This is a genomic window from Flavobacterium sp. MDT1-60 (assembly GCF_014844035.1).
GTDB lineage: Bacteria > Bacteroidota > Bacteroidia > Flavobacteriales > Flavobacteriaceae > Flavobacterium.
Genome location: NZ_CP062159.1, coordinates 432,817 through 447,053 on the forward strand (window position 1 = coordinate 432,817; position 14,237 = coordinate 447,053).

11 protein-coding genes and 2 tRNA genes are annotated in these 14,237 nt (G+C 32.7%); 4 read left to right on the forward strand and 9 right to left on the reverse strand.

Annotation, left to right across the window (positions count from 1 at the left end):
• Positions 1–8 precede the first annotated feature (8 nt).
• From IHE43_RS01750 to IHE43_RS01790, 9 genes are all read right to left on the reverse strand, one after another.
• Complete coding sequence (locus tag IHE43_RS01750) at positions 9–2,846, reverse strand: TonB-dependent receptor (protein ID WP_192186399.1); 2,838 nt, start codon at positions 2,844–2,846, stop codon at positions 9–11.
• Between the two features lie 208 nt (positions 2,847–3,054).
• Complete coding sequence (locus IHE43_RS01755; RefSeq protein ID WP_225585338.1) at positions 3,055–4,275, reverse strand: MFS transporter; 1,221 nt, start codon at positions 4,273–4,275, stop codon at positions 3,055–3,057.
• Between the two features lie 317 nt (positions 4,276–4,592).
• A complete protein-coding gene (locus IHE43_RS01760) occupies positions 4,593–5,633 on the reverse strand; it encodes a Gfo/Idh/MocA family oxidoreductase (RefSeq protein WP_192186401.1) in 1,041 nt (346 codons plus the stop codon).
• Positions 5,634–5,816: 183 nt separating this feature from the next.
• Positions 5,817–6,890, reverse strand: coding sequence for an NADH:flavin oxidoreductase/NADH oxidase (locus IHE43_RS01765; RefSeq protein ID WP_192186402.1), 1,074 nt, complete (start codon positions 6,888–6,890; stop codon positions 5,817–5,819).
• 115 nt (positions 6,891–7,005) lie between these two features.
• Positions 7,006–9,156 carry a peptidase domain-containing ABC transporter gene (locus IHE43_RS01770; RefSeq protein ID WP_192186403.1) on the reverse strand — a complete coding sequence of 717 codons (2,151 nt, stop codon included), beginning with the start codon at positions 9,154–9,156 and terminating at the stop codon, positions 7,006–7,008.
• Positions 9,157–9,158: 2 nt separating this feature from the next.
• Positions 9,159–10,085 (reverse strand): HlyD family secretion protein, encoded by a 927-nt coding sequence (locus tag IHE43_RS23430; protein WP_370526740.1) that lies wholly within the window; start codon positions 10,083–10,085, stop codon positions 9,159–9,161.
• Between the two features lie 323 nt (positions 10,086–10,408).
• A complete protein-coding gene (locus IHE43_RS01780; protein WP_192186404.1) occupies positions 10,409–10,876 on the reverse strand; it encodes a hypothetical protein in 468 nt (155 codons plus the stop codon).
• A 166-nt stretch (positions 10,877–11,042) separates the two neighbouring features.
• Positions 11,043–11,273 (reverse strand): hypothetical protein, encoded by a 231-nt coding sequence (locus tag IHE43_RS01785; protein ID WP_192186405.1) that lies wholly within the window; start codon positions 11,271–11,273, stop codon positions 11,043–11,045.
• A 63-nt stretch (positions 11,274–11,336) separates the two neighbouring features.
• A complete protein-coding gene (locus IHE43_RS01790; RefSeq protein ID WP_192186406.1) occupies positions 11,337–11,657 on the reverse strand; it encodes a hypothetical protein in 321 nt (106 codons plus the stop codon).
• A gap of 345 nt (positions 11,658–12,002) precedes the next feature.
• Between IHE43_RS01790 and rseP the strand changes: the two genes are divergently transcribed.
• The 4 genes from rseP to IHE43_RS01810 all read left to right on the forward strand — a co-directional run bounded on the left by rseP (position 12,003) and on the right by IHE43_RS01810 (position 13,956).
• A complete protein-coding gene (rseP, locus tag IHE43_RS01795; RefSeq protein ID WP_192186407.1) occupies positions 12,003–13,343 on the forward strand; it encodes an RIP metalloprotease RseP in 1,341 nt (446 codons plus the stop codon).
• Positions 13,344–13,429: 86 nt separating this feature from the next.
• A tRNA-Asn gene (locus tag IHE43_RS01800) sits at positions 13,430–13,503 on the forward strand.
• Between the two features lie 38 nt (positions 13,504–13,541).
• Positions 13,542–13,615, forward strand: a tRNA-Asn gene (locus IHE43_RS01805).
• A gap of 59 nt (positions 13,616–13,674) precedes the next feature.
• Positions 13,675–13,956, forward strand: coding sequence for a GIY-YIG nuclease family protein (locus tag IHE43_RS01810; protein WP_192186408.1), 282 nt, complete (start codon positions 13,675–13,677; stop codon positions 13,954–13,956).
• Positions 13,957–14,237 lie beyond the last annotated feature (281 nt).

Below are 14,237 nucleotides of genomic sequence, written 5' to 3' on the forward strand. Positions count from 1 at the left end.
TTTCAGATTTATAAACCGATCGTAAAATTTACGAAGTATGTACGACCGTATCCGTAATAATATTTTGGTCCAAATGATGGTGTTCCACTGGAAACATCTTGGTTTAAGGCTCTAAAGTTGGCATTTCTCGCCTGCTCAAAACCGCCCGTTTTATATATGGAGTTCATAGCATTATTAACACTTGAAAAAAGTCCAACATATTTCCCGTGAACACGCCACGATTTTCCTCCTGAAATATTGAGCAATGTGATTGGATTAAATTTTTCTTGCTTTAATAATGCATCTCCACGTTCTTTTGTCGCTTCCGGAAAAGGAAAACCATTAGCCGGATTTATATAAAATTGTGCGGTTCTGGCAATCGGAGAAATATCAATATAACTTTCTCCGAGATAATTTATATTAGCACCTATCCACCAAAATTTTGGATCTCTATATTCGAGTCCCAACGAAAAAGCTTGTTGGGGCATTCCGGCTTGTTTGTAATTTTTAATGTAAGCCTTGCCAAAATCAAAAGTGGTTTGTTTATCGGCTTTTACAGCATTTGCATCGTTAGTTATCAAAACATCAGGATTATTATTGTAGGTATAATTACCATAAGCAACGGATAAAGTTGCTTTTAATGTTGATGTAATTTGATGCTCAAAACTCAATTCTACCCCAATATTTTTCTTGTCTAAATGTGTCAGGGTCTGACTCACAAAAGCATCTGTGGCATCGTAACCGGCTCCGTTATCAAAAATACCTTCAGCATAAAAAAAAGAAGTTTTTGTACCGTTTTTAATCAATGTATAATACGCTGTTAAACGCATCTTTAATTTGGGCGAATGATAGACGTAATTGGCTTCGGTGCTTGAAATATTTTCACTTTCAATTCCATTTACAATTGCATTATTTAAGCGTGAGTTTGAAAATGTATTTCGGAGCGAGGGCGCTCTGGTCAAATGTGATCCGTTAAAAAATAAAGATTGTTTTCCGGAAATTTTATAGGTAAATCCGCCTTTGAAGCCAAAATTCTCAAAATTTACTTTTTGGCTTTTGCCGAGAGAAGTTGTTGGATAAATTCCGTTTTGATACAATCCTTCCCGCTGATAATTTGATACAGAATACGATTGAGCCAAAAAGAAATCAGTCTTTTTATAAGAGAATTTAAACTGTGTAAAAGCATCAGTTGTGTTAGCTAAAAAATTATAATTGTAGCCATAAATGTCTCCTTCTTTTACTTTCCGATTTGGGTTTTGCAAATCAGATTGTGACTGATTTCCTTTATAAAACGGATCAATATCTTCGAAATATTCTCCTCCGAGTAGATCTAAAAGATATTGAAAATTATGTGATTTCAGGTTTCGAAAAGTCACACCGCCATCAAAAGAAATATTAGTTGTTAACTGTGAATTCAAATTAGAACTTATTGCAAAAGTTATATCATCAGTTCTGTCTTCATATAAAACATAATGGCTTTGTGCTGGTTCATAATTTATAATGGTTTGATCTGAATTTGCAATTTGTTTTTGATTGGCAAGATACATGTCGGTCCAGTCTATTTGTGAATTCTCTAAAAATGAAGTTTTACTTTTTTCTGCATTTTCATAATCCGGAGTAAAAGCACCTGAAAATTCTCCTTTGTCTTTTGCGCAAAGCGAACTAAAATAACTCGGTAACTTTCTATAATAAGTCGGATCCGGACTGTCTGCTTTTTGATAATCGATATTGCTATTTCCGACTTTCCCAAACTGATACATTATACTTGAATTGAGATTTGTTTTTTCATCAATTTTAAAATAATGATTCAACATTAAAAGTGGCTCTTCAACCGTTTTTACTCTTGCATTTCGCTTTTCTCCATCCTGAAAACCCCAATAGGAATTGTATTTTTCGTTCGTTAATTGAGTTACTTCATCTGTGTTTGCCGAATTTTTCCCTCTAGAACTTGGTGTATAAAAACCTGTAAAATTTAAAGATTGTTTAGCATTTAATTTCTTTTCTACACTGACAAAAAAAGATTCTGCTTTGAAATTTGTTCCTTCAAAAAAACCTTCATCTGACCAGCGTTTTCCTGCTGAAATTGCATATGCCCAACCCATAGCATTCATTCCTGAAGCGTATGTCCCAATTGCTCGCCAATTGTATGAAGTATTACTGCCGGAAAACGTAAGCTGCCCTCCTTTTCTATACATTGATGCTCTGGTGAATATTTGCTGAGTACCTAAAATTCCTCCAAAAGTATAATTAGAAGGTGCCGTCCCGACAGAGAATTCCTGATTGCGAAGTACATTATTCAAACCTCCCCAATTGTTCCATTGTGGTCTTCCGTCATAAAGTTTATTCATGACCATACCGTTGAGCATCATGGTTCCGTTTTCACTATCGAGACCACGAACCCTAAATCGGGCCTGACCCCAATTGAAAGCCGAAGCCTGCATAAAAGCATCTTTTGAAGACTGCAAAAGCCCTGAAGTCATTTCAGATGAACTATTATCATCTGTTAGATCACTATCCAATAAAGTAATTAAAGCAGCTGGCGTTTCATCTGAGAAATTATCTTCCAGCTGTAGTATTCCGAGGTTAACTTTAAATCCCAAATTGGATTCCAGTTTCAAAAGCAAATCTTTGTAACCCTGGCTGTGAATTAATAAAAGTTGTTCTCCTTTTATTTGAGAATGCAGTTCGAACCTTCCATCTGATGCTGTAAGTTGTGTTAAAGAAGAATTTTGAATAGAGACAACAACATTCTCTATAGGATTTTGTGTTTTAGCATCAATAACGAATCCAAAAAAAGTCGTTTCTTCTTGTGCGAAAATTGGAATAAAAGGCAGAAAAATAAAAAACAGCAGGTAACTTTTTCTCATAAAACACAATTTACTTTGAATACTAATTTTAAATTAAAATGATTTGGGCTAACAAAACATTTCAATTCTGATTCAAAGGATAAAATGGTTTTTGGTCAATTTAAAACTCAGCGAGACAAAAGTTTTAAAATTCAAATATAGACAAAAAAATTATACGAAAGTTATTTCTTACAAAATAATATGTGTTTGAAAAAGAGTACACAGCGTTTTATTGGGCAACTCTAATTTTAGAAACCATAAAAGCAATCAAAACACCAAAAATTCCGATAAAGGCAAAAGAAAACTGAAGTCCAAAATTTTGAGCAATATGTCCAATTACAGGAGGTCCCATTAAAAATCCCAGAAAGCTAACACTTGAAACTATCGTTAACGCTTCTCCGGGTGGAACTGTTGGATTTTTTCCGGCCATACTATAAACCGTTGGAACAATAGTTGCAACGCCTAAACCAACAGCCATAAAAGCGATAGTACATGGAATAATATAAGGAAGAAAAACGGCTGTAAAAAGTCCGGCAGAAATCATAACACCACTAATTTGCATGACACGTTCACGTCCAAATTTGTTAATCAGACCGTCACCTAAAAAACGTCCGCTGGCCATCATAATCATAAAGGATGTGTATCCTAAAATTACCAATGGTCCGGGTGCTTTTACGATATCTTTAAAGTAAACTCCGCTCCAGTCAAACATTACACCTTCGCTCGCCATACTGCAAAAACCAATTACGCCAAGCCAGATTAAAGCACTGTCTGGTTTTACAAATAATTTTTTTCCTTCAGACGTTTTATGTTTGATTTTTTCTTTGGCTCTGACCAAAAATTTAAAATTAAAAGCGACCATAAGTAGTACTACTGCTCCAACAATTAAGAAATGATGAAGTGGTGTAAGGTTTAAAGCTAACATTCCCAAACCAACTAAAGCTCCTGTAAATCCGGCGAAACTCCACATACCATGAAAAGAAGACATGATTGTTTTTTTGAAAAGTACTTCAGTATAAACACCTTGTGTATTTACAGCAATATTGGCAAGATTCCCGAACAGCCCAAACAAAAACAAACCCACTGATAACTGAAAGGCTGTTGTTGCCAGGCCTAAATTGGCGAGACACAAAACATACATTATTAAGGAGAAAACTAAAATGCGATGACTACCAAATTTGGTTACCATTTTTCCTGAAAAAGGCATAATCACCAATTGCCCCATTGGCAAAGCAAAAAGTATAGAACCCAAATCGCCTTCGGTTAAATGCAATGCTGTTTTTATATCCGGAATTCGGCTTGCCCACGTTGCAAAACTTAACCCCATTCCGAAATAAAACATTCCCACAGCAAAACGAATTCGGTTTAAATAAGAAGCTTTGGCTTCTCTATAGACTTTCTTGATTTTCCCTTTGGTTTGGAAAAGTGATAATGGATTGAAGCTGATCAAAATGATGGTTTTTTGGATTTCTTGCATAAAAATACAAAAAATGTACATTGTTGATCAAATAAGACCATAGTTCCTCAATTTATAACGTTATATGTTTATAAATTCTTTGCGATTGGCCGCAGATTTGACAGATTAGAACGGATTGACGCGGATTATATATAGTCTTAAATAAAAAAAGTTGCCACTAATTACACTAATTTTCACGAATTATATTAGTCTCAAACTGAAAAAAAATTAGTGAAAATTAGTGTAATTAGTGGCAAACAAAAATCCGTGCTAAACCTGTTTTAATCCGTCAAATCCACGGCTAATTTTATTTACAAATTAATTACCTTCTGTTGTGCATTACTTGCAATAGCGGCTTCAATAATCTGCATTACTTTTACACCGTCTTGTGCGGTAACTGGCTCTGTTTTATTGTTTACGATGGAATCATAAACACCGTCAAAAAACGAAAAGTAATTCCCTTGAAGTGTTGGTATTTTTTCTCGGATTTCTTCTCCGTTGATTTCTGTATGTAAAAGTCCTTGCAGGGCTTCAGATTCCGTTCCCCACGTATCTAAATTTGGTTTTTTACCGATTTTTAATTCATCTTCCTGAACATCACCACGAGGTTTTAAGAAAGATCCTTTTTTACCGTGAATTGTATATGCAGGATTAGCTTCTCTCACAAAAAAACCTGCTTTTAACCTCACTCTGAAATTATCATAAATCAACAATAAATCGATCCAGTCATCGACCAAAGAATTCTCTCTGGTATAACGAATATCTCCAAAAACTGACTTTGGAGAACCAAACAAACAAACTGCCTGATCTATTAAATGTGGACCTAAGTCTTTCAGAATTCCTGCTCCGTCATTGGCTGTTTCTTTATGCGCTTTTGGACTTAATACTGGATTGTATCTGTCAAAATGGAATTCGGCTTCAACCAAATCTCCCAAGACACCCTCCTGAATTATTTTCTGAATGGTTTTAAAATCGCTGTCCCATCTTCTGTTTTGGAAAACGGCCAATTTTAATCCTTTTTCTTTGGCAATTGAAGCTAATTCTTCGGCTTCAGCCACCGTTGTTGTAAATGCTTTTTCGACAACCGCATGTTTTCCGGCTAAAAGTACTTTTTTAGCATATTCATAATGGGTTCCAACTGGTGTGTTTACTATTACCAAATCGACATCATCTGCTAATAAATCATCGATTGTTGGATAACTTTTTACATAAGGATAATCTTCCTGAATAAGATTTTTGGTTCGTTCCCAGGAACCTAATAATTCAAATCCCGGATGAATGTCTAAAAATGGAGCGTGAAAAACTTTCCCTGACATTCCGTATGATAATAGTGCTGTTTTTATTTTTTGCATTTTGTATGGTATTTAGTTTTTGCCACAGATTTCACAGATTAAAGGGATTAAAAAAGGTTGCCACTAATTGCACGAATTTAGACGAATTTTTTTTTCTTAGTTTGGGCACAATATAATTAGTGTAAATTCGTGAAATTAGTGGCAAAAAAATCATTTTAATCTGTGAAATCTGTGGCAAATAAATTATTTAATCTTAGCTCGTTCGTATTGTTTTGGCCATTGAATGTCTTCGTTTAGATCTTTGGCAAAATCTAAAGGTAAGTTAGGATTTCTTAAAGATTCTCTGGCGAATAAAACCAAATCGGCCTGATCGTTATTTAAAATTTCTTCGGCTTGTATAGCATGCGTTATTAAACCAACTGCTCCCGTTAAAATATTTGCTTCTTTTTTGATTTTCTCTGCAAACGGAACCTGATAATTTGGGTGCAATGGAATTTGCTGATGTGAAACTAAACCACCTGATGAAACATCAATTAAATCTACTCCTTTTTCTTTTAAGATTTCCGAAAGTTTCACAGATTCTTCCGGACTCCATCCGCCTTCTGCCCAGTCTGTAGCTGAAATTCGGACAAACAATGGTAAGTCTGAAGGCCATTCTGATTGAACTGCTTCTAAAATTTCCAAAGTCAATCGAATTCTGTTTTCAAAGCTTCCTCCGTATGCATCTGTTCTGTTATTCGTTAACGGAGAAAGAAATTGATGCAACAAATAGCCATGTGCACCATGAATCTCTACAACCTTATAACCCGCTTCAACGGCTCTTTTGGTTGCTGATTTAAAATCAGAAATCACTTTTTGGATTCCGTCTCTATCTAAAGCTGTTGGAAGAAAAGGTTCACCATCATGATATGGAATCGCGCTTGAAGAAACCGTCTGCCATCCGCCCTGATCGAAATCTAATTTTTTATTGCCTTCCCAAGGAGCAGAAACACTGGCTTTTCGACCGGCATGCGCTAACTGAATTCCGGGAATTGAATTTTGAGAAACGATAAACTGGTTGATCGATTTTAATTTTTCAATGTGTTCATCTTTCCAGATTCCTAAATCGGAAGGTGAAATTCGGGCTTCGGGTGAAACGGCTGTGGCTTCCTGAATAATCAGTCCAACGCCCCCGCTGGCACGGCTTCCTAAATGTACCAAATGCCAATCGTTTGCAAATCCGTCAACTGCAGAATATTGACACATAGGCGAAATAACGATTCTGTTTTTTAAAGTAATTTTTTTTATGGTGAGTGGAGAAAATAATAATGAGGCCATATAATGTAACTTTTAATGATTTTACACTACCAATTGAGTAGATAGTGCTTAAAAAAGTAAAGTTAAAGCTTCTTCTTAAAAGGAGAAATCTAAATGTTTATTAATTAACAAACATTTAAAGTAAATTCTGTTTACTCCAAAGATTATAATATTCTGATTTCTGTTCTAATAAAGTGATGTGATTTCCAGATTCAACAATAGTTCCATTTTTCATTACTAATATTGTATCCGCATTTGCAATTGTACTTAAACGATGTGCAATAACAATTATAGTTTTCCCTCCCTCTTTAAAATTATCTATAACTTCTTTTACAATTTTTTCTGAACTAGTATCCAATGATGATGTTGCTTCATCCATTAATAAAATTTCAGGGTTTTTGTATAATGCTCTGGCAATTGCAATGCGCTGTTTTTGTCCGCCAGATAACATTGCGCCATTTTCACCTATTTGTGTTTCAAAACCATTTGGCAGCTTTTCTACAAATTCAGTAATTCCTAATTGTTTGGATAGATCTAAAATTCTTTGAATATTGGGAAATGAATCTCCTAGAGCAATATTGTCTGTTATATTTCCTGAGAATAAATTAAGCTGCTGCGGAATCACTCCAATGTATTGTCTTAAACTTTTATAATGAATAAATTGAGTATCATAATCTCCAATGTGTATTTTGCCTTCTTTAATTGGATACAAATTTTGAAGAAGTGAAATTAAAGTTGTTTTTCCGCTGCCACTTTCCCCAACGATAGCCGTTATTTCATTTTTCCTGAATGTTGCATTGAAATTTTTAAAAACTTCGGCTCGAGAACCATAACGAAAAGAAACATTTTCAAATTTTATATCTCCAATATTTTCTTTTTGCAATTCAATTTTGTTTTCGGTTTTTTCTCTTTCCAAGTCCATTATTTCAAAAAGTCTATCCGCAGCAATTAATGCGTTTTGAGCCGTTTTATTCATTCCAATGAACGAAGCAACTGGCGAAGTAAAATAACCTATTAAAGCGTAAAAAGAGAATAATTCTCCGGGAGTAATAGCTCTGTCAATTACATATCCAGATCCAATCCAGATTAAAGTAATTGTAAATACAGACGATAGAAATTGCGAGGAAGTATTTGCGAAAACACTATTTAGACCCGATTTATAACTTGTAAATAATAATTTTACAAACTTGTTTTCGGTTTTCATATTTGAAAAGTCTTCAATGCCAAATTCTTTTACTGTTCTAATATGTGTAACACTCTCTACTAATTGCGTTTGCAGTTCGGCAGCATTTTCCATAATTCTTCTCTCCACCTTTTTATTGAATTTATTTAAAATAAAATAAATTGCGATATAAAATGGAATCACAAGTAAAATTATCAGAGCTAATTTCCAATAGTAAGTAAACATCAACGTGAATGAAAAAATCACTACAAAAACATTTACAATCATATCAATTGCTGCTTCATTGATAAAAGAACGTATTTTTACTGCGTCATTTATTCGGGATGTAATTTCTCCTATTTGCATAGTATCAAAAAAACGCTGTGGCAAATGGAGCAGATGTTTGTAATAACCAAGAATTAATTTGGCATCAATTAACTGCCCCGTTTTCATTACAAAAATGTTTTTTTTAGCACCAATATAAGCTTGCAATAAGATAATAGCAATCATAGAAATACTTAATAAATTAAGTAAATTTCTATTGCCATCCACCAAAACATAATCTGTTATTTTTTGAATATAAATTGACATTGCCAAACCCAAAACAGTAAATACTATCGCACCAATCAAAACCTGAATTAAGACAGTTTTATGTGGTTGGATTAAATTCCAAAAACGTTTTACAGACGACGTTTTTTCATTAGTTGTTTTAAAATCATTTTTTGGCGCAAAAAGAATCAATACACTTGACCATATTTTTTGAAAATCTTCAAAAGTATAAGATTCCATCTTGCCAAACCCAGGATTCATAACTATGACTTTAGATTTCTGCACTTTATAAATTACAACATAATGATGCAATTGTTCTTTTGTAATGATATGTGCAATGGCTGGAAGCGGGATTTTATCTAATGAATCTAAACCTCCTTTTACGCCTTTTGCAGCAAAACCCATTTTTTCAGCCGCTTCAATAATTCCTAATACATTTGTACCTCGTTTGTCTGTATTGGCATATTGACGGATTCTTGCTATAGGAAGATTAACCTTGTAATGATTTCCGATAGAAGCCAGACAAGCAGCACCACAATCTTTAATATCATGTTGTTTTATTTTTATTGAAGCCATTTTTATTTATTTGATATTTGTTTTGGGTTTAACCAATCGTCTGTTTTATCAAATAATAAATCGAATAAACTTCTTCGGGTTATTATATATCTGGTAGTTAATGTCATTCCTTTCGAAACATTGGCTTTATATCCGGATTTTAATTTTAACGTCTTTGAATCTAAAGCACAACGGATTTTAAAAAAAGCCTGCTCGCCTTGTATTGTTATATTTTGATCGATATCTATTACTTTCCCTTGTAAAAGACCCCATTGATTATAATTGAAAGCGTCAAACTGAAATTTTACTTTTTGACCTTCTTTAATAAGGCCAATATCATTGGGAGAGACATTACTTTCGACGATAAGCTGGTCGGCCGAAGAAATTGTAGCAATTGATTGTGACGCATTTATAAAAGAACCACATTGAACTCCAGAGAAATTTTCTATTGTTCCAGAAATAGGAGCTAAAACAGCATAATTGTTAGATTCAATATTTATTTTGGCAACAGCTCCGTTAAGATTCTTTAACCTATCTTCTAAATCTCTTTTTTGATTTTCCCAAGTTGATTTTTTTTGGCTCGTATAACTTTGTAAGGCCTGTGACGCTAAACGTAATTCATATTCGTATTTTTCAAACTCTGCTTTTGCAATGATATCCTTATCATATAATATTCTGTTTCGATCATAGTTAATTTGAGCTTGTGATAGTTTACTTTGAAATTCAATTTTACCAATCTGAAAATTAGAAAAATCTTCCTTTGCTGTAGATGTTAATAAATGGGCAGTTTTATTTTGTATCAGATTAGAAATATCGTTTTGTAATGCTGAAATATTTCGATATAAAGTGTCTTGCGTTTTTTTATCAGTTTCTAAATTTTCTTTTGAGATTTTTATAAGTGTATCTCCTTTTTGAACAATTGTATTATTTTTGAAAGACAGCCATGTAATTCACCCATTTACAATTGTAGTTATAGGAACGTTATCAGTTTTACTTCTTAAAATACCACGACTTTGACTGCTAATATTCACTTTAATTATTGGTAATAATCCTAAGAAAATTAATACCGCTAAAACAATTATTAAATATATTGATAAACTTTTGGTATGGTTTTTTGATAATAAATTTTCGAGTGTGTTTACGGGATCTGAATTGAAATTCATAAATTTTCATTATACTTAAAAGTAAAACTAGAGTCAACCAATCTTTTTACAATTATACATTTGTAGATAAAACAAATTATTCTATACAAAGAAGAAAATTCGAAGTAAGACTACTTTTTCTCAGTATACGTGAATTTATCAAAATTCGTAGGTAATTCATTTGTAATAGTCAATTTATTGGAAGTTATAGTAGGTTTGATTTTAATAACTTTTGTTCTATCATCAATCTCTATTTTATCTATGCTTCTTATATTAACAATATCAAGATGCAGGACTTTGAAGTTATAATTTCCTTTTTTAAGATCAATAATAATATACTCACTTGCTCGTAATTGGCCTAATGGTTTATCGTCAATCCAAATATTTAATCTTGAAGTGTTATCGACTTTATGCAAAATATCGGCTCCATTGTATATTAACACCTTACCATTTCCCAGTTTATCCAATTCAACTTTTTCAAAACCGTTTTTAATAAAAGTATATTCAGAAGGAATAGACGTTAAACCACATGAACATACTAAAAATAATGTAAAAAAAAGCAAAATATGTTTCATTGTTTTCAAAAAGTAATTTCTCATTTTGTGATTGGTATTTAGGTTTAATTTTTAGAATATTTAGTTTAAAAATTGTAAATATTTTTTTTATGGGATTCTTATTTGAAAGACAAAATATAGTTCAAATAGTAGAATATTTAAATTATTGAAAGATAAAAGAGCCTTGCTTTTTCAAGGCTCTTTTAATTAATTAAAACATTGCATTCGTAAGTAAGTCACCTTTATAATAGCCAGTCGTGTTGCCCGGCGGGTTAGAAACGCTTCCTCCAGGTCCATTGATGTTTTTACTATTATTATTAGAAATTAAACCTACTCCTATTATTATTGCTCCAAGCACAATAAAAGTGAAAAGTTCTCCACCGCTTACTTCTTGTATTTCTTGAGCATTAAGCTCTACTAAATTCAAATTTTCTAAGTTCATAATTTTACAATTTTAAATGTTAATTAATAATTTCAACAAATTATTTTCTCGAGAACTATTTTGTTACAGCAAACTTATCAGAGTTCCGTCTAATAAAATTGGATGCAAGTTAAAACCTCCAAAAATTTCTTTAGATTCATCATTTTTAATTGTTTTAAGAGAGTAATGAAGTATCAATTCAAAAGGCGTTTCATAATAAAAGCTTTCTCTTTTTTTACAATATTTTACCGGGCCATCTAATTCTTTGATTATTTCTAATTCATTATAAAGCTGGCTTCTACTCAAGCTTAATTTTTTAGCAAAAACAACAGGAGTTCCTGTTTTTTCAGAACTAATTAACTTGTGTATCCTTTTAATTCTTTCAATTTGTTTAACGAAGTTCATAGATTATAATATAAAATTTCACAGAAGACCAAACTCTTTGGTAATTTGAAAACATCTTTGTTAATTATCAATAAATAATACATTCCTTATTGAATATGAAATTAAGAATTGATACTTGGAGAAAACACCCTCAAAAGGATTTAAAAATAATAGAATAGGGTATTTTGTAACATTCTGAAAGAATGAGTTACTAATTACTTAAGCATAAAAAAGATGCTAATTTTAATTTATATAAGTAGTAAGCAATTATTAACAAACATTTAAAACCTTATGTCTTATATTGCACTATCAAATTAAAATAGAAACGTTACTTTTGTGCGTTAAATTACGAACTAAAAATACAAAATGGATATAGTTATCAAACTCTCTCAATTTCTATTGAGTTTATCTTTACTTATTATTCTTCACGAATTAGGGCATTTTATCCCTGCAAAATTATTTAAAACCAGAGTCGAAAAATTTTACTTGTTTTTTGATGTTAAATATTCATTGTTAAAAAAGAAAATTGGCGAAACAGAATACGGAATTGGTTGGTTACCGCTTGGAGGTTATGTGAAAATCTCAGGGATGATCGACGAAAGTATGGACAAAGAACAAATGGCGCTTCCACCTCAACCGTGGGAATTCCGTTCTAAACCGGCCTGGCAACGTTTAATTATCATGTTAGGTGGTGTTACGGTAAACTTTATATTGGCTTTTATTATTTATATCGGAATGGCGTTTGCTTACGGTGATACTTATGTAGCTACTGCAGATCTGAAAGATGGTGTTTTAATTGAAAATCCTGCGATGATTAAGGCTGGTTTTAAAACCGGAGATAAAATCATAGCTCTTGATGGGAAAAAGGTAGAGAATTTTGACAATGATTTAAATATAAATATAATCATGTCTAAAGAAGTTTTGATTGAAAGAAATGGCCAACAGCAAACGATTCAAATGCCGAAAGATTTTGTTGATCAATTATCAAAACATGAAAAATCTTCTCTTGTAGAGATGCGTATGCCTTTTGCTATTAAAGATGTTCCTGCTGAATCTGTAAATACTACTTTAAAACCAAAAGATTTGGTTGTTTCCTTAAACGGACAACAAGCTAAATATTATGATCAGGTAAAAGCAATCCTGGATAACAATAAAGGAAAAACAATTCCTGCTGTTGTATTGCGTGATTTAAAAGAAACACCAATTACGGTTAAAGTTTCTGCTGCCGGAAAATTAGGAGTTGTTGCAGGTGGTTTAGATATAAAATCATTAGAAAAATTAGGCTACTATAAAATCAGCACTAAAACATATAGTTTTGCTGAATCTATTCCGGTTGGGCTTACAAAAGGTAAGGACCAATTAGTGGGTTACGGAAAACAATTGAAAATGATTTTTAATCCGGAGACAAAAGCATACAAACAAGTAGGTGGTTTTGCAGCGATTTTTAACATTTTTCCGAGTTCATGGAGCTGGGAAGTGTTCTGGTCAATCACTGCATTATTGTCAATTATGCTTGGAGTTATGAATTTATTGCCAATTCCGGCACTAGATGGTGGTCATGTGATGTTTTTATTATACGAAATAATTAGTGGTCGAAAACCAAGCGATAAATTCCTTGAAAACGCCCAAATGGTTGGTTTCGTTCTACTTATCGCATTGCTTTTGTTTGCTAACGGAAACGATATTTACAAGGCAATTGTTAAGTAGTAAAAATAATTAATAAAAAGAGTTAAAATATTTTTGGTAAATTAAAAAATCAACTATATTTGCACTCGCTAAAAAGAGCAACAACTTCCTCCTTAGCTCAGTTGGTTAGAGCATCTGACTGTTAATCAGAGGGTCCTTGGTTCGAGCCCAAGAGGGGGAGCAACTTTTTTTAGCAAACATATTTACCTTTAAGGTGATTCCTTCTTAGCTCAGTTGGTTAGAGCATCTGACTGTTAATCAGAGGGTCCTTGGTTCGAGCCCAAGAGAGGGAGCTTATTAAATACCACTTACAATTGTAAGTGGTATTTTTTTGTTTATAATTTACCCTAATATGAATTGTGTTTACATTCTACATTCAATTAAATTAAACCGATTTTACATTGGATATACATCTGATTTCGATGCCCGAATTGAATTTCATAAAAATGCTGAATCTCACAAATTCACAGCAAATGCTAAAGATTGGGTATTATTTCTAAAAATACCGTGCGAAAACAAAACCCAGGGCTTAAATATTGAAAAACACATTAAGAAAATGAGAAGCAAAACTTATATTGAAAATCTTATTAAGTATCCAGACATAATTCTCAAACTCAAAGAAAGATATAAGTAAACTGTTAATCAGAGCCCCGATAGCTATCGGTGTTGGTTCGAGCCCAAGAGGGGGAGCTTATTAAATACCACTTACAAATTGTAAGTGGTATTTTTTTTTTGTAAATTCAAGGATGTACTTAAATGAAAGACATTTCAATACAACCGAAAGAATAGCCATCAGCTTTTGTCATTTCGACGAAAGGAGAAATCTCCGCAAGTAACTCTACAAAGATTGGCGATTATGATTGCGGAGCTTCTAGTGTGATTTCTCGTCCCTCGAAATGACAAGCTTGTGGATTT